Genomic DNA, 25,845 nt, shown 5'->3' with positions numbered 1-25,845 from the left:
GGACTCAAGGAATGACGATGTCAGAGACCCTCGACAGCACCCTCAACCAAGCCCACCGCGATGCCATGCTGGGCTTCTACCTGGCGCACTGCGTCAGCGCGCCATTGAAAGCCGCGCTGCGCACCCCCAACGACCTGTACGACTACTGGCTGCTGGACGTACAAGTCAGCCAGGCCGTGCCCAGCAGCCCGGTGGCCAGTGCGATAACCAGCCTGCAGCATTACATCAACCGTATCCACGGCGGCCTGGAACCCGGCTACGAAACCCAGGGCCCGTCAGCGGATGAAAGCCAGGCCTGGCACGACAGCCTGCGCACTTACCCGTTGTGGCGCGCCACCCAGCAGTTGCGCTATCAACCGCACAACTTCCTCGACCCGGCGCTGCGCGAAGACAAGAGCGCCAGCTTCGAACAACTGGAAGCCGACCTCAACCAGCACCGCCTGCAGCCGGCCACGGTGCACAACGCCGTGCAAGGCTACCTGTCGCGGTTCGAAGCCATCGCCACCCTGCACACGCTCAATGGCTACATCGACGGCGATGTGCGGCAGCTGGATACCAGCACCTATTACTTCGTCGGCAAATCCGCCAGCGACAACCTTTACTACTGGCGTTCGCTCGACCTGTCCAAGCGCTCCAGCGCCCGCCCCGACACACCGGCGCCGCTGGCCTGGACTGACTGGAAGCCGATCAACCTGGCTTTTTGCGCCGACACCCCCGCCCACAGCATTCGCCCGGTGCGGTTCAACAACCGGCTGTTTATCGCGTGGGCCGAGAGCATCAAGCCGGCGCCCTACCACGCCGCGCAGGTAACGGGAAACGGCAATGGCGAGGATGACGATGAAGAGCAACAACAGCGCCAGACCGAATGGCTCAACAGCCGGTTCGTGAAGTTTCGCCTGTGCTTTTCCTATCAGAAGCTCGATGGCAGCTGGAGCGTGCCGCACACGGCATTGGAGGAGCATTGCGTCACCCGCGGCGTCAACGCGCTGACCCGCGCGCAGCTCGCCGGCATCACGCAGACCATCGCGGTGGTCGACGGCCGCACGCCCCATAGCCTGTTCCTCGGCATACGCGCCAACACCCTCAACCATGGCAGCGAACAGCCGGGAGAGTTCTTCCAGGCGGTGAGTGTCGATCAAACGCTGGGAGTGAAAGTCGTGGCATCCGCCGGCAGCCCCGGACGCTACAAGATCGTGCCGGGCTCGGCCGTTGCGCTGGAAACCATTCGCCTGTTGGAAGCCTACGAGTCAACGCAGAACACGCCCTTGCAAACCGCGCTGCTTGGCGGCCCCGATGAGGACGACGTGTTTTCCAGCGTCTTGCTGACGCCCTTTGCCCATCGCTATTTCGGCCTGTTCTTCGACATCAACCACGGCAACCTGCAATTCAAAGCCAGCGTGGCGCAGGACCCCGCGCTGCCGGTGCTGGCCCTGATCCCGGACACCTCGCCGCCGGTGAAAGACTGGAATTTCGAATACCGCAGCCAGGACATCCTGACCGCCGACAGCCCCCATACGACGGTTGACCCGATCACCCACGAGCTGGTTTTCAGCTCGAAAACCGCCAGGAGTTTCCTGCAGACCTATCGCATCAACCTGACAACCCGGCACGGTGAGGCGAGTATCCATTTGGTCACCGAGTCGGCCATGCATGACGCGGCCAGGGAAGACGTCGCCTTGAGCCATGGCTCGGCCATCGTCCTGGACAGCGGGCTCGTCTCGGAACTGGATGTCACGCACTACGCGCTGTTTTTCAAAAACCCCAAGACCGGCAAGACCTTCGCCAATGCCATCTACGACCAGGGCAGCATGCTGTTGACCCTGTCGGGCCAGGCCGACACGCTGCGCGCCGAAAAAACCGCCGACAGGAATGTCACGAGGTATTCACTGGAAGGCAAGTTCATCAACAAAAATGCCTTTCTTCACCTTTATGCCCATGCCCAGGACAACGTTCTGGCGATCCTGGATCGCTACAGCGGCTACTTATTGCCGGGGGACGACTCGTCCAGCAGGAAGCTGCATTTCGTCAATGACCTGAGGCTGGTGTACAGCAGCGCGTCCACCCCGATCCGCCTCTATCGCCACGTGATCATGCAGTCCAGGCTCAAGGACTTGCCCACGCCGCAGGCCGTCGGCAACAACACCATGCATATCCTCAACTTTATCGACACCGATCACGAAAGCCTGTCGGGCTCGGCACCGGAGTTGCCCGCCGGGCATGTCGCGACGGCACGCATAAAACTCCCTGACGGGCAACCGACCTCGGCCGTCACGTTGATCCATGGCGTCATCACCCTGGAGAGCCTGGGCAACGGCGCGCGCGTGCTGGGCTATGCGCTCAAGGCCGTCACCTGCGCCCTGAGCCAGACGCAGAGTATCGACGACCCGGCCCATTCTCCGCGTGTTCAACGCGTGCACGAGGAAACCGGCGAACCCAGCGAGTTCATCGACTTTTCCGCGAGCCTCAAGCCGGCGCTGCCGTCGATCCCACTCACCAGTCGGCTGGCCAGCCGCGTGTTCAGCCAGGCCGGCGCCGGTCGTGAACAACTGTCTGCAGGCAGCCTGGCACGACTTGCCGGGGCGGCGCCGCAACCGAGCGACTTCCAGGGCGCGCATGGCCACTGCATGCGCGAACTGTTTATCTATTTGCCCTGGACCCTGGCCCAGCGTCTGCACCAGCAACAGCAATTCGCCGAGGCCGAGCGCTGGCTGCACGCGCTGTTCGACCCACGCCGGCCGGACACCGGGACACTGCGCATCCTGGCGACGGCCCCCATGGAACTGAGCTACGCCTGCCAGCATCCGCAGAGTCCCCATTACCTGGCCCTCAGTTTCCCCAGCTATCTGCGCAAGGCGCTGCACTTGCTCAACGTCGACATCCTGATCAACCGTGGCGACGCGGCCTATCGCCAGTTGAGCCCCGACAGCCTGGCTGAAGCCAAGCTCTGGTATATCCAGGCGCAGAATCTGCTCGGCCCGCGCCCGACGCTGACCCGCGCCGACAGCTGGACTCCGCGCACCCTGGCTAGCCTGGCCAACACGCCGGCCACGGCGATACGCGAACGGGAGCACTCGCCCGAGCAGCACCGCACACTCTTGCGTCAGTGCGGGACGTTCGGCCAGCGCACATGGCTCACCGACAGCGCTGACCTGCTCCGGCCGCTGAACCCGCAACAGGTGGCGCGCTGGGACACGTTGGACAGCCGCCTGCATGGGCTGCGTAATCACCTGGACATCACTGCAAAGCCGTTACGCCAGCCGCTGTACGCCGCGCCGATAGCGCCCGCCGACCTGCTCGCGCGACGGGCCGAGGGTGCCGCCGTGGGCATCGAGGGGTACATGCCGATGCGCCCGGAAGTCGGGCATTACCGCTTCCAGGTGATGGCCGCGCACGCCCTGAGTGCGGTCGACAGCCTGGCGCAGTTCGGCAGCACATTGCTCACCCTGATCGAGCGCAAAGAGCAGGCGCACCTGCTGGAGGTGCAGCAGCAGAATGCCTGGGAGCTGGCCCGACTGGTGGTGACCCAACAGGCCCAGGCGCTGATGATCGACGAGAAAAACACCCACGCCCTGCAACGCAGCCGCGCGGTGGTCAAGGCGCGCCTGGACTTCCTTGCCCATCGCCTCGACGAAGGCAGCAGCGCCGGTGAAACCGCTGCCGGCCGACGCTATCTTGAGAGCGCCGCGTGGGAGCGCAAAGTGGCGATTGCCGGCGTCGGCGCCGGTGCGGCCATGCTCGCGCCGAACATCTTCGGCACCTCGTTCGGCGGCATGCGCTTTGAAGGCCTGTTCCACAGCTATCAGGCCTTTGCCCAAGGCGAGGCCAACCGCGCCCGCGCCACCGCGAACGACCTGGACCGCACCGAGCAGTTCAACCGCCGTGCCGAGGACTGGGCCCACGCCGCCCAACAGGCGCGCCTGGAACTGGCGCAGATCGACGCCCTGCTGCAGGCCCAGGCCGAGCAGGAAAAAGCCACCCGCCTGCAACTGCGCAGCGCCCGCACCGCCCTGGCCCACGCGCAGTCGGCCTATCAACTGTTGAGTACGCGCGTCTCCAGGGCGCAGCTGTATCAGTGGCTGAATTCGCAATTGGCGACGTTCTATTACGCCCTGCATGACAGCGCGCACTCGTTGTGCCTGGCGGCCGAAGCCTGCTGGCAGTACGAAACCGCCGAAGACCGCCGGTTCTTCCAGGGCGACAGTTGGCGGCAGGCCTCACAAGGCCTGCTGAGCGCTGAAGCCATGAAGCTCAACCTGATCAGCATGAACGCGGCCTACCTGCAACACACGCCCCGCGAGCTGGAGATCACTAAAACCGTGTCGCTGCGCGATCGCCTGATCGCGTGCGCGGTCATCATCCCGCAGTCCGGCGCGCCCCTCAGCGGCCAGACTTGGGACGATCACAAGGCCGCGCTGATGCAGCACGGCAGCCTGTGTTTCGAGCTGCCCCAGGCTGTATTCGACGAGGACTACCCCGGCCACGTGCTGCGTCGCATCAAGCACGTCAGCGTGTCGCTGCCCGGCACACTGGGGCCGTTCGAGGACCTCAAGGCCACGCTGACCCAGACCCGCAACGAGCTGAACGTTGCCGGCGGCGGCACGCGCACCGAATGGCGCGCGCGCCAGCAAATCGCACTGTCACGCGGGCTGGATGACAACGGCCTGTTCACGCTCACCTTCGACAACGACCCGCGCTATCTGCCCTTCGAGTACACCGGCGCGGTGTCGTCCTGGCGCCTGGACTTTCCCCATCCGCAGCGCCAGAAAGACCTGCTGGCGTCGATCACCGACATCATCTTTCACCTGCGCTACACCGCTCGGCCGGCAGGGAGTGACGCATGAATCCGTCTACCGATCTATCGCCCCTGCCGGCGCCGCCGACCACCGCCACCGCCCCGCAAGGCGCCGCCAAAGGCTGGGCCCCGGTCGGCGCCGACGGTGCCGCATGTTTCGAGATCGCGTTACCGATCAGCGCCGGCCGTGACTACGCACCGACCCTGGCCCTCACCTACCGCAGCGATGCCGGCAACAGCGCGTTCGGCTTCGGCTGGACGGTTGCCGTGGCGGCCGTCACACGCTGCAGCCGTCGCGGCGTGCCGACCTACACCGAAGCGGACACGCTGCTGGGGCCGGACGCCCAGGCATGGATGCCCGAATGCACTGCCGATGGCACGCCGCTGCGCACCCAGCGCGACACCTTCAACCAGGTGCCACTGGGCACGACCTACACCGTGACCCGCCACTTTCCACGCGTGGAGAGCGACTTCTCGCGCATCGAGCATTGGTGCTCGGCCCTTGACGGCGCCGGCTTCTGGTGGGTACAGGCCAGCGACGGCAGCCAGCACCTGTACGGCAAGACCCCGATCGCGCGGATCGCCGACCCCGAGCAACCGCACCATGTCGCGCAATGGCTGCTGGAAGAAAGCCTGAATGCCCACGGCGAACATATCGGCTACCGGTACCAGGCCGAGACCGATAGCCGCACCTTCCCCCATGACAGCCGCGCCCAGCGCTACCTGCACAGCGTTTACTACGGCAACGCCACCGCCCGGGAACAAGAAGCGCCGTACCTGCTCAAGAGCGACGACCTCACCCGCCACGCCTGGCACTTTCACCTGCTGTTCGACTATGGGCAGCGCACCGACGCCTTCGATCAGCGCCCCAGCTACGCGCCGCTGCACGCGTGGACGCCGCGCGCCGATCCCTTCTCCCGTTATGCCTATGGGTTCGAACAGCGCACCTTGCGCCTGTGCCGGCAAGTCCTGATGTTTCATGCCTTTCCCGACGAGCCAGGCATGGGCCCCGAACCGGTCCTGGTGCGGCGTCTGCTGCTGGAGCATCACCTCAGTCGCAACGGGGTAAACCAACTGATGGCCGTGCACGAACAGGCGGTGGATGCCCACGGCAACCTCACCTGCCTGCCGCCGCAGGAATGCCTGTATCAGGGCAGCACACTGAAACTGGACAGCGCGCGCTATCGGCCGCTTGAGGATTTCCCCGGTTTGAACGACGGTCACCGTTATCAACTGGTGGACCTTTATGGCGAAGGCGTACCGGGGATGCTGTACCGCACCGCTCACGCCTGGTATTACCGCGCGCCGCAGCGGGCCGACAACCCCGCCGATGCCGACGCCGTCACCTATGGTCCGGCCCAGGCGCTGCCCATCAACCCGGCCGGCGAGTCGACGTTCCAGGCCTTGCTGGACGTGGACGGTGACGGCTGCCCGGAGTGGGTAGTGGCACGCCCGGGCATGGCCGGTTTCTTCAGGCTCGGCCCGCACTCGGCGCGGTTTGTGCCGTTCGACGCCATCCCGGTGGAGCTGTTGCACGCCGATGCGGTATTCGCCGACCTGCTGGGCAGCGGCCTGGCCGACCTGGCCCTGGTGGGCCCGCGCAGTGTGCGGCTGTATGCCAATCGGCAAGCCAAAGGCTTCGCGGCGGGCGTCGACCTGGCGCATGCCATCGACGGTGATGACTTGCCCAGTCTGCGGCCCTGCGCCAGCGAGTGGGTGGGGTTCAGCGATGTGCTCGGCAGCGGGCAGCCGCACCTGGTGCGCATCCGCCATGACCGGATCGAGTGCTGGCCGAACCTGGGCCGCGGGCGCTTCGGCAAGGGTCGGGTATTGGCCACGTTGCCATTTCGGCACACCGCGTTCAAGGCGGCCAATGTGCTGCTCGCCGACCTGGACGGCGGTGGCGCCAATGACCTGCTGTACCTGACGCCGGACGCGGTGCGCATCTACCTCAACCAGCGCGGCAATGGCTTCGCCGCCACACCGCTGGTGCTGCCGTGGCCGGCCGGGGTACGGCACGACGACCTGTGCCAGGTCAGCCTGACGGACCTGCGTGGCCAGGGTTTCGTCAGCCTGGTAGTCAGTGTCATGCACCCGCGCCCGCGCCACTGGTGCTACGACTTTTTCGATACCCGCCCCGGCTTGCTGCGCTACACCTGCAACAACCTCGGCACCGTCTCCCGGCTCACCTACCGCAGCAGCGCTCAGGAATGGCTGGATGAAAAACATCAGCGCCAGGCTAACGGCCTGCGCGCCCGCTGCCGGCTGCCGTTCGTTATCGATGTGGTCAAACAGCAGGTGCAGCACGACGAAATCACCGGCAACACGCTGACCCAGCGCCTGAGGTATCGGCAGGCGTATTACGCGCCCGAGGAACGCGCCTTTAACGGCTTCGGCCTGGTGCTGCAACGCGACAGCGACGCTGCGCCCGGCGGCCTGCTGAGCAAACGCTGGTTTCACACCGGCCAATCACTCGACATGCCGCGCGACGATTACAGCCAGCACGACCCCCACGCCATCACGCCAGGCCCCACGCTGATCGGGCGGCACACCACGCCCGATGCGATGCAGCCCACCGATCACCACGACAGCCTGATCACCCCGCCCACCCCACAGCAACAACGCGAGGCCGCCTACGCACTTCGGGGGTTGCCGTTGCGGGTCGAAGTGTTCGCCCTCGACGCCGCCGACGGGGTGCCGTTGTCCGTGCAGCAGCACCGCTACATGGTGCGCCAGCTGGCCCCGGCGCATGGCGCACAAGCCTGGGCGCGACTGCTGCCGCTGAGGCTGGAAATCCTGGACTGTCACTACGAGCGCGTGCCCGACGACCCGGTGTGTCAACACCAGCTCAACCTGCGCTGGGATGCCTACGGCAGCCTGGTGCACAGCGTCACGTTGCATCACGCGCGGCGCAAGACCGCCACCGATGCCCCGCCCGTGCAGCTCAGCGATGCTCACGCACACCAGTGGTGGCGCGATACCCACGACGCGGCGCAACAGCACTATTACCTGAGCGAAACCCTGGCGCAGTGGATTCATCTCCCTCGGCCGGATCAATGGCGTCTGGGCCTGCCCTACCGCCAGCGCAGCAATGCCTGGACGCTGCCCAAGGGCGAATGGCCCTCGGGCCTCACCCCCGCGACCGTCAGCTACGAAAGGTTTATCGACCGGCACAGCGGGCCGCTGGGGCCGCAGGCGCCTCGGCAATTGAGCGGCTTATCGGTGCAGCGCTACCGCGAACCCGGCGGCAAGGGCCGCACGCTGGACGCGGGCGTCGCCACCGTGCATGCCCTGAGCGATTACCTGGAAAGCGCCGAACTGGGCCCCGACGCCCTGCAGGCCTACGCGCATATTCCCACGCTGCCGGGCCAACCGGCCTGGGACCGTCAGGCGCAGTTGCAGCACCTTGGCTACCAGCCCATGGCAGTGTTTTTCTTCGCCAATGCCGCAGAGCAAAGCGCACCGCCGGAACTGTGGTCGGTGCGCAGGCGGTTTGCGCGCTACCTCAATGCCAAGCGCTTTTGCCGCCTGCGCAGCTGGCGCCTGACCCAATCCTTGGGCGAAACCACGCTGGAATACGACGCGTACGGCTGCCACGTGCGCCAGGTGACCCAGGCCGACGGCTGCGTGACCCGCGCCACTTACGACTATCGGCTGTTGCAGCCGCTCACGTGGGTGGACCCCAACGGCACAGTGCAGGAAGTGCGCTACGACGGGTTCGGACGGGTCCTGGCCAGCAGTGTCTACGGCCACGAATCCGGCACGGCCACGGGTTTCGCCCCCTTGTCGTCCGCCGAAGCCGCGCAGCCAGCGCCCATCGCGCAGGTAATCGAAGCGCCCGAGGCCGTGCTGGGTAACGCCGCCAGCGCCTGGGTGTACGCGCCTTTCAGTTGGATGGGCACCCTTGCCGAGGCCGACCTGCGACCGGAATGGGTGAGCCAGCACTACCTGTTGCCCGGCGGACAGATCCGCGCAACCGCGCGGCTGCGCCTGCAAAAAAGCCTGTCGACCGCCAGCCAGGATCAACAACTATTGAGCCGGCTGATCAGCCAGGCGCATCGCGAACCGGTGCACTGCCTGACGCTGCAGGCCGATCGTTACCCCGACGATCCGGCCAGGCAGGTTCGCCTGCTGCTCAGTCACTGGGACGGCTTTGGACGCGCACTGCAGAGCAAGCACAAAACCGAACCGGGTCCGGCCTATGCCGTGGCGGTCGACGGCACGCTGATCCTGCACAACCAGCGCATCCGGGAGGTCGACGCCAACCCGCGCTGGCGCGTCAGCGAGCGGGTGGAGTACACCCTGCGGGGCCAGCCGATGCGCGTCTACCGGCCCTATTTCGCCGACCGGCACGGCTACATCAATGACGCGTCGCTGCGCACCGGGGGGCTGTGCGACCAGCACACCTACGACGCGGCCGGCCGCGTGGTGCAGACCCTCAACGCCGACGGCACGCTCAAGCGCACCACCTATTGGGCCTGGTACACCGTCAGCGAAGATGAAAACGACACCGCCGCCGACGGTTGACCCGCCCCCAGGGCTCAGCGCCGATGGGGCTGGCGCACGCCTTCGACGCGGTACCGGCTGCCGCCCAGGTGGCTGACCATCAGGCGGTAAGCGCCGCGCCCCCGTGCGGCGGCATAGCCGTGCAGGTCGGCGGACCACAGGCGATCCTGGTGCTGGTGCCAATGGACCGCACCAAAGCGCCGCTCGCGCAAGTGGCTGAGCGTGAGGGCGATGCTGCGACCGGCGCGGCTGACGGGGTCGACATCGGCGACGGCGCCGCTGTCGATCTGCATCATCGGCAGACCGGCGCTGCTGGCCGTCGACGCCACGCCGGGCAACGTCGCGCCCGGCTTGCGCATCCGGCGCCCGGCACCGGTCGCCTGGATCGTCGGGCCGACCTCGAAGGCACTGGAAGCGCCTGATTTACCGCCGGCGGCCAACGCCTCCCTGACCGGCCCGCGCAGCACAATGGCGCTGTAGCCCATACGCTTGAGCTCCGGGACGGGGTTGCGACTTTCCTTCAGAGCCCTGTCGGCTTGCGCGCTTTCTTCCACCGGCCCCACATAGCCATAGATGCGTTCTTCACGGGCTGACAGGTAGATCGAAACACCCTCTTCAGCGTGCCGACGCTCATAGGCGAAGTTGACCAACCGCGCCGTTTCTTCGTGACTCAAACTGGCCTGTTGCGCCAGTGTGAGCGCCATTTCCGCGACCGACTGGGCAAACAGCGCCTCCTGCGCCTGCGTGTCCTGGTCCTGCGGTTGCAGTTGCCGGTAACCGGCGTAACGGCTGGTGCCAAACAGCACACCGCCCACCAGCCCACCCACGGCGGCACCGGTGGCGGCATTGCCCAGCAACGCGCCGACGCCCAGGCCCACAAAAATAAATGCTGCGAGGAGGATAAGCCCGCCGAGGATGCGCGTGCTTTCGGCGCTGGCCGGCTGCAGGCCCATGAAATCAACCAAAGTCACCGGGTTGTTGGCGGCCATCCGGTAGGGGTTCGATCCGCCCTGCTCGGCGATCGGATCGGGGTTGATCCAGCGCTGCAACCACGGTGCGTAATAGCGAAAACCGTAGTAGTACAGGCCGCTGGCATCGCGCTCCTTGCCGCAATAGCGGCGGCTCCTGTCGCGCACGTCGACGGCACTGTGCGACGCCCACCAGGCGGTGCCGCCGTAGGGAAAGTAGCTCTCCTGGCTGAGCACTTGTGCCTGCTCATCCAGCTCCAGGCTGTGGCTGGACTGATGGTCGGCCAGGCAAAAACGCAGCGCCTCATGACGGTCGCCCGGCTCGCGCCCGTGTTCCCACTGCAGAACCTCGACCGTGCACAGCGCCAGCTCAAGGCGCACCACATTCAGATGGCGCTGCGCGCTCTGGCGGATCTCCAGTCCCGGCAGGTAATACACCCGCGTCGTGCGGCGCTGCCCGCCGACCTGCTGTCGACTGAGCTTGAGCGCGCGCTGGCCGTCACTGGCGTAAACGTAGACTTCGTCGTCGGCCGGCGCATCCTCGCGCGCTACCTGCGTGACCCCGGCCAACTGATTGCGCACATTCCACTGCATCGCCTGCCCCTGGGCCAGTTCCTGCTGGTTGCCGTTGGCATCGAAACCCTGCGTGGGCCTGTCGCCAGCCACGGCGCGATTGCTGTCGGCCGCCACCTGCAACGTGCGGGTATAGCCGACACCGCTCGATGGCGTATGCCGCAACCGCGTCAGGTTGCCGCCTTCATCGTAGACGTACTGTTGGGTGTAAGTGCGCCACAAGCCGCCGTCGGTAGCACCGAACGTCAGGCGCGGCGGCAAGTGCGGGCCGACACTGGCCGCCGCGCTTTCGCGGCCCGTGGCTTGGGTGAGCTGGTACAACGAGTCGTAGGTATAGCGGCTCACCGCGTCAACTTGAGTGTTGTGCCGCCATTGCGTCGGTTGCGCCTGATCACGCAGGCCCAGCACATTGCCCACCGGGTCGTAGACGTAGTGCAGGTCCTGCAAGGCGGTCCGCCGCTCCGCCGTGCGATACGCCGTCAGCCGCTGCAGGCGACCATTCTCGGCGCGGTAGTGCGCTTCGCGCTGAACGCCGTTGCCCAGCAGCGCCGATTGCACCTGGCCGGCGGCGTTGTAGACATGGCGTTGCAGCAGCGTTTTTTGTGCGCCGCCCTTGAAGCTGAGGCTGCTGGTTTGCAGCAGACCATCGACCCCATACAGAAATTGTCGACCGTTGCCCTTGGCATCGATCTGTTCCAGGGTGGCGCCCAGTGCGTCGAATCGCCAGCGCGTGGTGTAGGCCTCGGGTTGTAGCTGCGCGTCCTGCTCGGTGACAGCCTGGGGCCAGTCGACCTCAAGGGCGCCCGCGTGAAAGCGCCGAGTCTGACTCAGCACTTGTCCGTCGATGCCATAGGCGTCATACAGCTGGGTGCCGGCCGGATCGGCATGCCGCACCAGGCGACCGCTGCGGTTGAGCGCCTGGTGGTCGGGCGTCGGCGCCGCGTAGACCAACCGCTCGACGCAACGCGGCTGCGCGTGCGAGGCGGCCTGCTCGTAGACCGCCACCGGGCGCTGCAGCGTGTCGTATTCATGCCGCTGATGGGCACCGCGCCCATCCCAGGCCTGCACCAGCTGCCCGCCAGGCGCGGACAGCAGCAGGCGCAGGCCGGCGTCGACGTCCTGTCGGCGCACCACCGTGCCGGACAGGCTGTAGACAAATTGCTGATTGGGCACGGTGCGTGGTTCGCGCTGGCGCAAGGCATGCAGGCGCGGGTCCCACTGTTCCAGCACCAGACCGCTGGCGCTGTGGACGCGACGACTCACTCGCGGCGCAGGGGCCGCCTGGGCCGTGGCACGGTGATAGGCAATGGTGCGGACCGTCAGACCACGCGGGTCGAACGCCGTCAGCGAGGGGGTGTTGCGATGCAGTGAAGCAGACATGGACTCATGACCCCAATGACACAATGGTCACCTGAGCCTAGGGAGCCTGTACGGGGAATGGCGGTAGCGGCGTATGCGGGCTCCAGCCGGTGAGTACCGGTTGAAGCCCGCCACTTTTTACGCGTGCCCGCCGGCGCAGGTCGGCGAGGCCGGCGCTGCGTCGATGGTCGCCCATTCTTCGGGCGTGTAGGTGTGCAGCGCCAGCGCATGAAATTCGCTCATCAGGTCACCCAGGGTGGCGTAGACCTTCTGGTGGCGCTTGACGCGGTTAAGCCCTGCGAACTGCTGGCTGACCAGCACGGCCTTGAAGTGGGTCTGCAACCCACGGCTGTGCATATGGCTTTCGTCCAGCACGCTCAAGTGGTCCGGGGCCAGGGCGGCGAGCGCCATTTCGATACGCTGTTGCATGGTCATTGCTGCTTACTTCTTCTTGGCCGGAGCGGGGGCTTTTGGCGCCAGCTCGTTGGTCATGTCTTCCAGCAGCTTGTTGACCACCGGTACGGCGCTTTCCAGCTTGGCCTGGGTCATCTGGGCCGATTGCTGGGTCAGCTGGGGCATTTTTTCCAGGACTTTCTTGCCCAGGGGCGACTGGTAGAACGCGACCAGGTCCTTGAGCTCGGACTCGCTGAAGTTGGTGGTGTAGAGCTTGACCATGTCCGGCTTCAGCTTCGGCCAGCCGATAGCCTGGTCCAGGGCGGCGTTGGCCTTGGCCTGGTAGCTGTCGAGCACCGATTGCTTGGCGGCGGGTGCCTTGGTCTGTTCGAAACGCTGGGCGAACATTTGCTGCACTTGCATGTACACCGGGGTACCCAGCTTGTCAGCATGGGCCAGGGTCAGGAACGCTTCGGCACTGGCGTTGTGGCTGGCGGTATCGGCAAAAACCTGGCCGCTGGCGCAAACCAGAGCAACCGCGGTACAGATGGCACGAAGACGAGTCATCGAGTTTCCTTTCTAGCTGGCGAGGTAAAACCCCAAGGGCGACCATTCTGCGCCTAAAAAACCTCGCGGCTCAACCCCACCCCCTTGCGAGGCCTGGTTTTACGGGGCGCGGTCGCACAAATGCAAGTTTGTGGAACCCATCGCGGCGGCCAGGGCCTAAACTGACCGATCACGACTGGATTAAGGAGGATGCACGATGAGCCGTATCGAAACCGACAGCCTGGGCGACGTCGAGGTGCCGGAGGACGCGTATTGGGGCGCGCAGACCCAACGCTCGCTGGTCAATTTCGCGATTGGCGAGCAACGCATGCCCCTGGCGGTCCTGCATGCGCTGGCCCTGATCAAGAAAGCCGCGGCGAGGGTCAACGACCGTAACGGCGACCTGCCCGCCGACGTCGCCCGCCTGATCGAACAGGCCGCCGACGAAGTACTCGCCGGCCAGCACGACGATCAGTTCCCCCTGGTGGTCTGGCAGACCGGCAGCGGCACCCAGAGCAACATGAACGCCAACGAAGTGATCGCCGGGCGCGCCAACGAGCTGTCGGGCAAGACCCGCGGCGGCAAGAGCCCCGTGCACCCCAACGACCACGTAAACCGCTCGCAGAGCTCCAACGACTGTTTCCCCACGGCCATGAGCATCGCGGCCGTGCAGGCGGTGCATCAACGTCTGTTACCGGCGATCGCCACGCTGTCCGGCGGTTTGGCGGAACTGGCAGCACGGCACATGAAGCTGGTGAAAACCGGTCGCACCCATATGATGGACGCCACGCCGATCACCTTCGGCCAGGAACTCTCGGCCTTCATCGCCCAGCTCGACTACGCCGAACGCGCCATTCGCAGCGCCCTGCCCGCCGTGTGCGAGCTGGCCCAGGGCGGTACGGCGGTGGGCACCGGGCTCAATTCGCCTCAGGGTTTCGGCGAGGCGATTGCGTCCGAACTGGCCGCGCTGTCGGGCCTGCCCTTCGTGACCGCGCCGAATAAATTCGCCGCGCTGTCCGGCCATGAGCCGTTGGTGACGCTGCACGGCGCGCTGAAGACCCTGGCGGTGGCGCTGATGAAAATCGCCAACGACCTGCGCCTGCTGGGCTCTGGCCCACGCGCCGGGCTGGCCGAGGTGAAACTGCCGGCCAACGAACCGGGCAGCTCGATCATGCCGGGCAAGGTCAACCCCACCCAGTGCGAAGCGCTGTCGATGCTGGCCTGCCAGGTGCTGGGCAACGATGTGACCATCGGCCTGGCCGCCAGCCAAGGGCATTTGCAGTTGAACGTGTACAAGCCGGTGATCATCCACAACCTGCTGGAGTCGATCCGCCTGCTCGCCGATGGCTGCAACAACTTCCAGGAACACTGCATCGCGGGGCTGGAACCGGATGCCGGGCAAATGGCCGAGCACCTGGAGCGCGGCCTGATGCTGGTGACCGCGCTCAACCCGCATATCGGCTATGACAAGTCGGCGCAGATCGCCAAGAAGGCCTATGCCGAAGGCGTGACGCTAAGGCAAGCGGCGCTGGACCTGGGCTACCTCACCGACGCCGAGTTCGATCAGTGGGTGCGGCCGGAGAATATGCTGGAGGCGGGGCATTAAGACGCCATGCGCAGTCGCCGGGCCTTGAGCCCGGCGAACAATGACGGCGCCAGGGCGACCGCCGCCGAGCCCAGCACCACCACCACCGCGCCGAAATAGCCGAGCGCGTTGATCTCTTCGGCCTGCACATAATCGGGCCACAGCCACGCCGCCAGCGCCACGGCGACAAACGTCACCAACGGCGTGAGCGCCAAAGTCGCGCTGACCCGCGAGGCTTCCCAATGGGCCAGCGCTTCGGCGAACGCGCCATACGCCACCAGGGTATTCATGCAGCAGGCCAGCAGCAGCCAGCCCTGCAGCGTGCTCAGTTGCAGGGCCTCCAACGGATGCGCCCAGGGCGTCAGCAGCGCGGCGCAGCAGAGGTAAATCACCATCATCACCTGCAACGAATTCCACACCGTGAGCAATTGCTTCTGGCCCAGGGCGTAGAACACCCAGATAGAGGTGGCGAGCAGTACCGTGAGTACACCGGCGGTGTAGGCGCCGAGGGAGGTCAACAGCTCCGTCAAACGCTGGTTGAAGAACAGCCCGAACCCCATAATCAGCACCACCAGCCCTATCACCTGGCCCAGGCTGAAGCGCTCCTTGAACACGAACACGCTGGCGATCATCAGAAAGATCGGGCCCATCTGCACCACCAGTTGCGCCGTGCCGGGGCTGAGCAACTTGAGGCCCACCAGGTACAACACGTAGTTGCCCACCAGCCCGCACACCGCCATGGCCACCAGCCAACCGCCCTTGGGACCCAGCACCTTGCGGCTGGGCAGGCGCCGGGTAGCGGCCAGGTAAACGAACAGGCAACCGCCGGCCACCGTCAGGCGAAACCAGGTGACAGTGATCGGGTCCATCACCTGCAGCACTTGCTTGAGTTTGATCGGCAGAATGCCCCACAGCAGCGCAGTCAGCAGGGTCAGAAAGAAACCGTAGACCCAGCGGCCGGAAGAGATATGCATGAGTGCCCCAAAAAAGACCAGAGGTGGAGGAGCGGCCATTCTAGGGGCAAGTGCACGAATTGGGATACGGCGCCGTTTAACGGTGGGAGCGGTTGCGCCCCTCCCACCTGTGGCTCAGCGCACGGCTTCGAAGAGTCCGGTGGCCCCCATGCCGCCGCCCACGCACATGGTGACGATGCCGTAACGCAGGTTGCGCCGTTGCAGTTCACGCACCAGATGCCCCACCTGCCGCGAGCCGGTCATGCCGAACGGGTGGCCGATGGAAATCGAGCCGCCATTGACGTTGTATCTGGCGTTGTCGATTTCCAGGCGATCGCGCGCATACAGGCACTGCGAAGCGAACGCCTCATTGAGTTCCCACAGGTCGATGTCCGCCACCTGCAGGCCCTTGGCCTTGAGCAACTTGGGCACCGAGAACACCGGGCCGATGCCCATTTCATCCGGCTCGCAGCCCGCGACGGCGAACCCGCGGAAAAACGCCTTGGGCTTGAGCCCCAGCTCCAGGGCCTTGTCCAGGCTCATCACCAGGGTCATCGAGGCGCCGTCGGAGAGCTGCGAGGAGTTGCCCGCCGTGACCGAACCGTCTTCGGCAAACACCGGCTTCAACCCGGCCAGGCTGTCCAGGGTGGTGTCGGGGCGGTTGCAGTCGTCGCGGTCGACCACGCCATCGAGGATCTGCACCGCGCCGGTGGCTTTGTCTTCGACTTTGTATTTGACGGCCATGGCCACGATTTCATCGTCGAACAAGCCGTCCGCCTGGGCCTGGGCCGTGCGTTGCTGGCTTTGCAGGGCGTAGAGGTCCTGGGCCTGGCGGCTGACGTGGTAGCGCCGCGCGACGATCTCGGCGGTCTGGCCCATGGGGAAATAAATGCCGGGCACCTGCTCCTTGAGCAATGGGTTGATCAGGTTGTCGGTGTTGACGCTCTTCATGGTCAGGCTGATCGACTCCACGCCGCCGGCGACAATGATGTCGCTGCAGCCGGAGGCGATCTGGTTGGCGGCGATCGCGATCGCCTGCAACCCCGAGGAGCAGAAGCGGTTGAGGGTCATGCCCGCCGTGCCGGTGCCCAACTGCGAAAGCACCGCCACATTGCGCCCGATGTTGTAGCCCTGAGCGCCCTCGTTGGAGCCGGCACCGACGATGCAGTCCTCGACGCTGGCCGGGTCGATGCCGTTGCGCGTCAGCAGCGCATTGACGCAATGGGCGGCCATGTCATCGGGGCGGGTCTGGTTGAACTTGCCGCGAAAGGACTTGGCCAGGCCGGTTCGCACGCTGTCGACGATCACTACTTCACGCATGGGCTACCTCGATCTTGTCATTGTTGGGAGATGGATCGAGGATAGATCCGTGCCTGCCCGACCGCGATGATCATTCATCGGGCGTATGCAAAAGCATGGTTCGGTGCAGGCGCTTGCTGTGGTGAGGGGCCAGTTGTGGTGAACGGGCTTGTCGAATCGTCGCACCGCCCGCGCTGGGCAAGCCTGCTCACCACAAAAAGCCGCTCGCCACGACAGTCCCGCCTTTCATACAAGGGGATTATTTTTTGGTTTTCTTGCCGTGTTTATCGGATTGCGCAAACGCCTCTTCCAGCGCGCGGTTGATGGTGCGCAGGACCTTGATCCGGGCCCAGCGTTTGTCGTTGGCTTCCACCAGCGTCCATGACGATACCTCGGTGCTGGTGCGGTCGACCATGTCGCCCACGGCGGTGCGGTAGTCGTCCCACTTGTCGCGGTTGCGCCAGTCGTCTTCGGTGATCTTGAAGCGCTTGAACGGGATCGACTCGCGGGCCTGGAAGCGTTCCAGCTGGGTTTGCTTGTCGATGGCCAGCCAGAACTTGACCACAATCACTCCCGCATCGCGCAGTTGCTCTTCGAAGTCATTGATCTCACCGTAGGCACGCATCCAGTCCGCCGGGGTGCAGAAGCCTTCGATGCGTTCAACCAGCACGCGGCCGTACCACGAGCGGTCGAATACGGTGAACATGCCCCGCGCCGGGATTTTCTGCCAGAAGCGCCACAGGTATGGCTGGGCACGCTCGTCCTCGCTCGGCGCGGCAATCGGCACGATGTGGTACTGGCGCGGGTCCAGCGCCGCCGCCACGCGACGGATCGCGCCGCCCTTGCCCGCCGCGTCGTTGCCTTCGAACACCGTGACCAGCGCGTGCCGACGCATACGCTTGTCGCGCATCAGGCCTGAGAGGCGCGCCTGTTCGGTGATCAGTTGTTCTTCGTACTCGTCCTTGTCCAGGCGCAGGTTCATGTCGAGGCTGTCGAGCAGGCTCTTGCGGTCCACCGACGCCAGCAGCGGCGCAGGGTTCATGCCGCTGGTCCTGGCCTTGGCCAGTTTCAGGGCATTGTGCAAGCCATCGAGGAGGATCTTGCCCACGGTCAGCCCACGATAATGCGGGTCGACACCTTCGATCACATGCCACGGCGCATAGTCGCGACTGGTGCGACGCAGCACGCGTTCGCCGAAGTGCACGAACTTGTCGTAGGTCTTGGACTGCTGCCAGTCCAGCGGGCTGATGCGCCAACTGTGCAGCGGGTCGTCGGCCAGCGCCTTGAGCCGCGCCTTCATTTGTTTCTTGGAAAGGTGGAACCAGAACTTGAAGATCAGCGCGCCTTCGTCGCAGAGCATTTTCTCCAGGCGTTCGGCGCCGGCGATGGCCTGGTCGAGCCGCGCATCCTTGATCTGGCCGTGCACGCGGCCTTGCAGCATCTGGCTGTACCAGTTGCCGAAAAACACGCCCATGCGCCCCTTGGCGGGCAGCTGGCGCCAATAGCGCCAGGCCGGCGGGCGCGCCAGTTCTTCGTCGGTCTGCTGGTCGAAGGTGCGCACCTCGATCAGGCGCGGGTCCATCCATTCGTTGAGCAACTTGACGGTCTCGCCCTTGCCGGCCCCTTCGATGCCATTGATCAGCACGATCACCGGAAAGCGTTTTTGCTGCTGCAGCTCGTACTGCACTTCCAGCAAGGCTTCGCGCAGGGCCGGCACTTCGGCGTCGTAGGTGGCTTTGTCAATGGCGTGACCGATTTCGGCAGATTCGAACATGGGCGGCTCCGTTCCAGAAGTGAGCAAGACTAGCGGATTGGGCAACGCCGCGCGGGAGGAAATTCAATGCACCGTTGCCGTAGATCAATTCAGATCGAGTTGATCGGCTAGAATGGCGGCCTCGCCTTTACCTGCTGCCATTTTTCAGAGCCGCCCATGAACCCCGTACCGCCCAACGCCCAACTCGACTGGGACGCAGAAGGTCGCCCGCATTCGCGGGTGTTCGACGACGTGTATTTCTCCGACCAATCGGGCCTGGAAGAAACCCGTTATGTGTTCCTGGAACAGAATCGCCTGCGCGAGCGCTTCGCCGCCCTCAAGCCCGGCGAGCGCCTGGTGATCGGCGAAACCGGCTTCGGCACCGGCTTGAACTTCCTCTGCGCCTGGCAATTGTTCGCGCAGCACGCCTGCGCCGGGGCGCGCCTGCACTTTATCAGCGTGGAAAAATACCCGCTTACCCATGCCGACCTGCACCGCGCCCTCGCCCTCTGGCCGCAGTTGCAACCGCTGGCCGAGCAGTTGCTGGGCCAGTACCAGGCGATCCATCCAGGCTTTCAACGGCTGCTGCTGGACCGCGGCCGTGTAACGCTGACGCTGCTGATCGGCGATGCCATGGAGCAATTGTCGCAACTGGACGCCCAGGTCGACGCCTGGTTTCTCGACGGGTTCGCCCCGGCCAAAAACCCCGACATGTGGACCGCCGAGCTCTTCGCCGAACTGGCGCGGCTGGCGGCGCCTGGGTCGACCATCAGCACGTTCACCAGCACCGGTTGGGTGCGGCGACTGATCAACGCCGCCGGGTTCAAGATGAAACGCACTCCGGGCATTGGGCATAAATGGGAGATCCTGCGCGGCGAGTTTGTCGGTTGGCCGGCCGACACACCGCCACCGGCGCCGGATAAACCGTGGTTCGCCCGCCCGCCTGCGGCCCACGCTGAGCGCAGCGCCCTGGTGATCGGCGGCGGCCTGGCCGGCTGCACCACGGCGGCCAGCCTCGCTGCCCGCGGCTGGCGCGTGACCTTGCTGGAACGCCACGCGGGCCTGGCGCAGGAAGCGTCGGGCAACCCGCAGGGGGTGCTGTACCTCAAGCTGTCGGCCCATGGCACGGCGTTGTCGCAGCTGATCCTCAGCGGCTTCGGCCACACCCGGCGCCTGCTCGAACACCTGCAGCGCGGTGTCGACTGGGACGACTGCGGCGTGCTGCAACTGGCGTTCAATGCCAGGGAAGCCGAGCGCCAGGCTCAGTTGGCCGCCGCCTTCGCGCCGACGTTGTTGCACCCCCTGGACCCGGCCCAGGCCCAGGCTCGCGCCGGCGTGGCGGTGGATCATGGCGGGCTGTTTTTCCCGGAAGGCGGCTGGGTACATCCGCCGGCCCTGTGCGAATGGCAAGCGCGTCACCCGCTGATCGAGGTGCTGCAGCACCGTGAAGTGGTGCTTCTGCAACGGGCGCGAGGCCAGTGGCAGGCCCGCGACGGCGACACGGTGCTGGCCAGCGCCAGCGTGGTGGTGCTGGCCGGTGCCGCCGAGATCAAGCGCTTCCCCTTCAGCGCCGAGCTGCCGCTCAAACGCATTCGCGGGCAAATTACCCGCCTGCCCCAGACCGTCGCCAGCCAGGCCCTGGCCACGGTGGTCTGCGCCGAAGGCTACGTCGCCCCGGCGCGCCTGGGGGAGCACACCCTGGGCGCCAGTTTCGATTTCAAGAACGACGACCTGACCCCGACAGTGGCCGAGCACGTCGGCAACCTGGCCATGCTGCGCGAGATCTCCCAGGACCTGGCGCAGCGCCTGGACGCCGACCGCCTGGCCCCCGAACACCTGCAAGGCCGCGCGGCGTTTCGCTGCACCAGCCCCGACTACCTGCCGATTGTCGGGCCGTTGGCCGAGCGCGGCGCCTTCGACGAGGCCTACGCGGCGCTGCGCAAGGATGCTCGCCAGGTGCCCGACGCCGCCTGCCCGTGGATCGACGGCGTGTATGTGAACAGCGGCCACGGCTCACGCGGCCTGGTGACGGCGCCCTTATGCGCCGAACTGCTGGCGGCCTGGCTGGACAACGAGCCGCTGCCCGTGCCACGCAGTGTGGCCGAGGCGTGCCACCCCAATCGCTTCGCCTTGCGCGCGTTGATGCGCAATCAATCTTAAGATTCGCGCCAGGTATGGGGCGAGCGGGCAGGCTCTACCGTGGCCAATCAAGGTCACGGAACAGGAGCCTCGCATAAGCCCTGCGCATCGTTTTTCAGGGCCTCTTCGGTCAGACCATTGAGTTCGGCTTTTTCCGCGGCCGCCTGCTCCACCATCAGCAGGTTCACCTGCCGGCTGTAGTCCGCGTACTCCAGCGTATCGACCTGCTCAAACAAGGCATTCATGCGTTGGTCGAACGGCTCGTACAAGCGTTCGAACCGGTCTCTGTAGGTTTTTTTCAGATAGCGGACCCATAACGGTAACTCGACCAGATAATTGACCAGCGCCGGGGACAACTCCGCCGAGCGGAGTTCAAAGGCTGCGCTCGTCATGTCTTGCGGCGTCACCCCACCCAGGCGGGCATAACGCATATGCCGAGGCTGGCCCGGCAGATAAAACCGGTCGGCCAGGCCGGTCCGGAACGCGAGGCTCACCTCCAGAGGATCGGCAGCCGGATTCTGGTCACTGTGGCGCTTGGCATATTGCTCAAGTCGCTCAAGACGAAACAGTCCCTGGCCCAGACGCAAAAGCGGCTTGGCCGTGAGCACCCCACCTTCAACGCTTTCGGCCGCGATATGCACTTCGACGAGCACCTCAAGGCTGGCGAAGTTCACAGCGGCGGCGTCATCACAATTGATCGGGGTGGCCGCGCGATCGAAGATTTCGTCGCGCAGGTTTTCGTTGGCGGCGGCGGCCTCCAGTACCCGCCAGACCCGCCGGCGCATGTCTTCACGCACTTGGGTGGCATCGGCCGTGCCCCCCACCTCGGTGAGCAACTTGAACAGGCCGTCGGAGCGAGGCTCGTTCTTGAGTGCCGCCCAGGTCGCCTCGCGGGCCGGGAAGTCCGCGCCGCTGTCCTGCAGCCATAAATCGCGGGCCTTTTGTTCGTTCATGCGTGCGATGTTGTCTTCCAGAATGCCCATGCCGATGCCCGTACGCTTGCGGTAATCGCCAAGCAACCGGTGGCTGGGCGTGTCCAGGGGGTTTTGGCGCAGGTTGAGGGTTCTGGCCACGCGGCTGGGCAACTCGAACACCCACGGCGGCAGGCTGGAGATGTCGTTCTCGCGCAGGTCCAGGTACTCCAGGTAAGGCAGCCTGGCCAACCCGCCGGGCAGTTCCTTGAGTCGGCAGTTGCGCATGAACAAAGCGCGCAGGCTGAACAGGCGGCTGATGGGCGGCGGGTCTACCAAGGGGTTATCATTGAGGCCCAACACCTCAAGATCGCTGAAGCCCGCCAGTTTGGTGCGAGTGTATTGGGTCAGTTGCAGCCGGTTGTTATCCAGATACAGGCGCTTGAGCTGCGGCATCCGCGACAGCGCTTCGGGCAGCCGGCTTATGCGGTTGCCTTGCAGCTCCAGCGTTTGCACGCCCGGGAAGTGCTTGAGGAAATACGCCACATCGTCATTAAGCCCCATGTGGTTAAGCGACAACTTGCGAATAGCTGCAAAGCTGACCTCGGCCGGCAACGTCGGCAGCGGCCCCACTTCCATGCCATCGAGGTTCAGCGCCAGCACCCTCACCCCTTCGGCATCCGGCTGCCGGGTCATCTGCTTCCAGGCGTCTTCGATCCTGCGCATCGTGTAATGACGGCTCATGCGGTAGTCATCGATGGGCCTGGGCAAGCCGGCCAATGAGGTCTTGTCCCGCCGCCAGGCCTTCAGCGCGCGGTGCAGGGCGTCGAACTCTTGTTCAAGCGCCTGCACCGCTCTGGCACGGGATAAAGGGTCGGCGCCCTGCTCATCAAGAAACGCCGCGATCTGCGCATCGCTGAACATCGGGTACAGATGCCTGACCTTGGCCACCAGTGCGCGCGGGTGCTGCGCCGGGTTGATCTGGGCAGCCACTGTGCACAGCGCCGGCGGCTCGGGCACGGCACGCTCCGGATACAGGTAGCGCGACAGCCGCGGGCGCCGGGTTTCGGCCTCCGTCATCAGCGCATAGCGCAGATAGCCACTGTTTGCCCTGCCGGTCACGCTCAGGTCACGGCGCTGGTCCGGCGAGAGGGTGTCGAGAAGCGCTTGATAAATGCCCTCGTGGCCCGAGGCGATTTCACCCACGGCGCGGCCCTGCTCGTCAAACGCCTGAAAGCCCTGTTCGGACTTGACCACGACACGCCGCACAGTGGCCGCCTCGGCACTGGACTCACCGAGCACACGCCCACGCAAAGAACCCTCGCGCAGTTGCACGGATAACTCGCCCGGCCAGCCGGGTACCCGCCTCAGCAGGCCGACGGCCAGACGCTGGGTATTTTCATTGGCCAGTTCCGGCAGCAACAGGCCGAACAGCGCCTGGTCTTGCTCCAGATCCTGCAGTGCCGCACGGGTACGCTGCGCCAGCCCCAAGGGCACGCGCCGGCTGTCGCGCAGGCGCCAGCGCTGTGTGGTGGGGCTGTCTGACAGCAACTCCCAGGCGACCCGGTTCGGCAATGCGGGGTAATGGGACTTGAGCACGCCGTAGTCGGTGTCCACCTGCGCTTCGGTTTGTTCGTACAACTGCTCGTAGAGCGGGCGGTGGGTGCGCGCGAGGGAGGCGAGCAACTGCCGCGCCAACGTGGCCTGGCGCGCTTGAGGCGCTACTTCGGCACCAAGCAAAGTCTGGACCTCCTCGGGCTCCAGTGCGTCCAGCAAAGTGGACATCACCTCGCCCTCGTGCAATTGCTGCTCGGTGATGTGAATGCTCAGGTCCTCATAATCAAAAGGCGCTGTGTCAGGGTAGCGCTCGATCAAGTAGCCTTCACTGTCCAATACCTCGAAAAAACGCCCCTTTGGCCACCCCGACATCAGCGGCAACGCCAGCAATTGCGTAGGGGCCGTGTCGGCATCCGGACGCGGCTGATGCTCCAACTGCCAGATCAGGTCACGCACCTTCTGGTTCTGCTGCACACGCACGATGCCGTCGCGAAAACGCTTGGGCAGCGCAAGATTCTGCCGGAAATGCAAGCGCAGGCGCGGCACGTCCAGGCCGGTGATGCTCGCCACGCTCCGCACGTGCTCCGGCGGCAAGGTCGCCAGGCTGGGGTCGAGCCGGATCAACAGGCGGTAAGCGTCGTCCCAGTCGTCCGGGCGCTCGAAAGCGAACCGCCAGCCGCCCTGGAAGTTGTGGCTCAAGGGCGGACGATACGCGCCGTCACGCAGGGGGTGGCGGACCCGCCAATGGCCGGAGGGCGCATCGTAGGCGATGGAATAAAGCGCGCCGTCGATCTTGACGTAGGACTGGCCGTTGACCTGATAAATACCGCGCGTGTTGGCACTTGTCTGCGCGTCGACGTCCAGGGACTGCCGATAGGTCCCTAGACGTCGTCGCCACAGCCGCGGTCCGACACCCTGTTGTTCGATGGCTTCCATTTTGTCGAAGAAGCGCGTCGCGCCGATGCGGGTCGTCTGGACGACCTTGCTGACAGCCTTGACCCCGGCGGCGAACAGTGCCATGCCGGCGAGGTTCTCCGCTACGTTGACCAAGTGCCCGAACGCCTCGGTTTTCTCGCCGTGGGTCCAGTCATCAATGCCTTCGAAGACTTCACCGAGCAGTTGCCCGATGGCCACGCCGGTCATCAGTTGCCCGAGTACCGGCACCACCAGTCCGGCCAGGCCCAACACGGTCAGCCCCGCATTGAGGTAGTCCTGCAGGCGCTGCCGCTGTTGCTCCTGGTCCGCGCTGGGCACGGGCACCGCCAGCACTTCGGCATCGCGCTGGAGCTTGCACACCAGCGCCGTAAAAAAGAACCACGACAGGTTGGCGGTGACGGGCATCGGTTCAACCCGACCGAGGGTTTTGTCCTGGTCGATGTGCTGGAAAAAGTCGAACCGCTGCGACTCGTCGAGGTAGCGGGTGAAAAAGCGCCGGTACTCGGGCACCTGCAGCTTGAGCGACAGGTAGGTGGTGAAGTCCTCCAGCGACGGGTATTCGAACCATGGCCTCAGAGGATCGCCGGGCATGTACACCAGCACGGGGCCGGTGGAAAAATCCTCGGCGCCCGCCTGACTGAACACCAGCACACCCCACAGGTTGGCATGATGAGCCGCGATGCCCTGCCAGCGCAGCGGCTGCCCATTGAACCGCACGTGGGTGAGGCGGTTGGCGGGCCGATCGGCATCGATCAGTGTTTGCAAAGCCGCGTACGCCGCCTGGCCGACATCGCCTTTGGCGAAAGCGATATGCAGGTCGACCAGCATGTTCATGCACATGGCCGGGCCGATGGCAGCGATTGTCGGGTTGTAATCCAGTTCAGCGTTCACCGGTTCGTCAGGTGCCGGCAGGTTGAACACCTCGCGCAGGTGCTGCTGGTAAGCGCCGCCGACATCCAATTCGCGGCAAGCGTCTACAAAGGCCTGGGCGCTGAGCGCCTTGACCACGGACTGATCCGAAGCGCGTCGAATCACCGACCCTGGCGGCAGGCTGACTGACGCCACGGTTTGCATGGCGGCGTGCAGCAAGGTGTCGTTTTGCGCAGGCTCCATTTCAACATGGGGGCCATCCAGCAGGCCGCCCGTCAGGAAATACACCCTGGGTACCTGCAGCAGGTCCCGTTCGACATTCAGGTCGGCCAGCCCCTTGGCGACCAACAGTGCCTGCAATCGGTCGCGGCAGAATTGCCGCAGCGGTATGACCCGTTCAAGCAGGCGCGCTGCCGTGTCGCGCGCGGGCTGACCGGCCTCGTAGCTGTTGAGCAGCGCCTGGCGCACCTGCGAGCTGGCGCCGGTCAGCCAGGTCGGCAAGGTGCCTTGCAGTACCTGGGCCTTGTCCAGGTCGCCGGTCAGCTCCAGCAGCGTTGCCATCATGCTGTCGGGTACGGTGGGGTCGGGCGCGGTGGTGCCGTCAAGGGGTGAGTCCATGGCAATCGTCCTTATTGCATTGAATGATGCCTGCGGACGATACGTGCACAACGCCGGATAAAGGGTTCGAATACTGGGTGGATCGAG

At 65.3% G+C, this 25,845-nt stretch carries 11 protein-coding genes; 4 read left to right on the top strand and 7 right to left on the bottom strand.

All coding sequences use genetic code 11. From position 1 onward, the window contains the following. Positions 1-11 precede the first annotated feature (11 nt). The gene (locus OSC50_RS07470; protein WP_266246228.1) at positions 12-4,841 is read left to right on the top strand and encodes a Tc toxin subunit A-related protein; all 4,830 of its coding nucleotides are present in this window, start codon (positions 12-14) and stop codon (positions 4,839-4,841) included. Beyond that, entirely contained in the window at positions 4,838-9,319 is a 4,482-nt protein-coding gene (locus tag OSC50_RS07465) for a SpvB/TcaC N-terminal domain-containing protein (protein WP_266246229.1), read from the top strand. Before OSC50_RS07470 ends, OSC50_RS07465 begins: the two co-directional genes overlap by 4 nt. A 14-nt stretch (positions 9,320-9,333) precedes the next feature. Here the strand turns inward: OSC50_RS07465 and OSC50_RS07460 are convergent, their stop codons facing one another. The 3 genes from OSC50_RS07460 to OSC50_RS07450 form a co-directional block, all read right to left on the bottom strand. After that, positions 9,334-12,219 (bottom strand): RHS repeat-associated core domain-containing protein, encoded by a 2,886-nt coding sequence (locus OSC50_RS07460; RefSeq protein WP_266246230.1) that lies wholly within the window; start codon positions 12,217-12,219, stop codon positions 9,334-9,336. Between the two features lie 117 nt (positions 12,220-12,336). Then, positions 12,337-12,633, bottom strand: coding sequence for a BolA family protein (locus OSC50_RS07455; protein ID WP_181075661.1), 297 nt, complete (start codon positions 12,631-12,633; stop codon positions 12,337-12,339). A 6-nt stretch (positions 12,634-12,639) separates the two neighbouring features. Next, the gene (locus tag OSC50_RS07450; RefSeq protein ID WP_181075663.1) at positions 12,640-13,158 is read right to left on the bottom strand and encodes a DUF2059 domain-containing protein; all 519 of its coding nucleotides are present in this window, start codon (positions 13,156-13,158) and stop codon (positions 12,640-12,642) included. A gap of 196 nt (positions 13,159-13,354) precedes the next feature. Between OSC50_RS07450 and OSC50_RS07445 the strand changes: the two genes are divergently transcribed. Then, positions 13,355-14,743, top strand: coding sequence for a class II fumarate hydratase (locus OSC50_RS07445; protein ID WP_181075665.1), 1,389 nt, complete (start codon positions 13,355-13,357; stop codon positions 14,741-14,743). Here OSC50_RS07445 and OSC50_RS07440 read toward each other — a convergent pair. From OSC50_RS07440 to pap, 3 genes are all read right to left on the bottom strand, one after another. After that, complete coding sequence (locus tag OSC50_RS07440) at positions 14,740-15,696, bottom strand: DMT family transporter (protein WP_253508668.1); 957 nt, start codon at positions 15,694-15,696, stop codon at positions 14,740-14,742. The genes OSC50_RS07445 and OSC50_RS07440 overlap by 4 nt on opposite strands. Before the next feature lie 114 nt (positions 15,697-15,810). Continuing rightward, a complete protein-coding gene (locus tag OSC50_RS07435) occupies positions 15,811-16,995 on the bottom strand; it encodes a thiolase family protein (RefSeq protein WP_253508670.1) in 1,185 nt (394 codons plus the stop codon). A gap of 238 nt (positions 16,996-17,233) precedes the next feature. Then, a complete protein-coding gene (gene pap / locus OSC50_RS07430; protein WP_181075670.1) occupies positions 17,234-18,748 on the bottom strand; it encodes a polyphosphate:AMP phosphotransferase in 1,515 nt (504 codons plus the stop codon). A gap of 156 nt (positions 18,749-18,904) precedes the next feature. Here pap and mnmC point away from each other — a divergent pair, with 156 nt between their 5' ends. Further along, positions 18,905-20,887, top strand: a complete 1,983-nt coding sequence (gene mnmC, locus OSC50_RS07425; RefSeq protein ID WP_266246233.1) for a bifunctional tRNA (5-methylaminomethyl-2-thiouridine)(34)-methyltransferase MnmC2/FAD-dependent 5-carboxymethylaminomethyl-2-thiouridine(34) oxidoreductase MnmC1 — start codon at positions 18,905-18,907, stop codon at positions 20,885-20,887. Between the two features lie 53 nt (positions 20,888-20,940). Here the strand turns inward: mnmC and OSC50_RS07420 are convergent, their stop codons facing one another. After that, the gene (locus OSC50_RS07420; protein ID WP_266246235.1) at positions 20,941-25,758 is read right to left on the bottom strand and encodes an NEL-type E3 ubiquitin ligase domain-containing protein; all 4,818 of its coding nucleotides are present in this window, start codon (positions 25,756-25,758) and stop codon (positions 20,941-20,943) included. Positions 25,759-25,845: the final 87 nt, after the last annotated feature.

Origin of the sequence: Pseudomonas quebecensis (assembly GCF_026410085.1) — a bacterium.
Classification (GTDB): domain Bacteria; phylum Pseudomonadota; class Gammaproteobacteria; order Pseudomonadales; family Pseudomonadaceae; genus Aquipseudomonas; species Aquipseudomonas quebecensis.
Note: the sequence above shows the minus strand (reverse complement) of the source record. Positions and strands in the feature narration are given on the sequence as shown.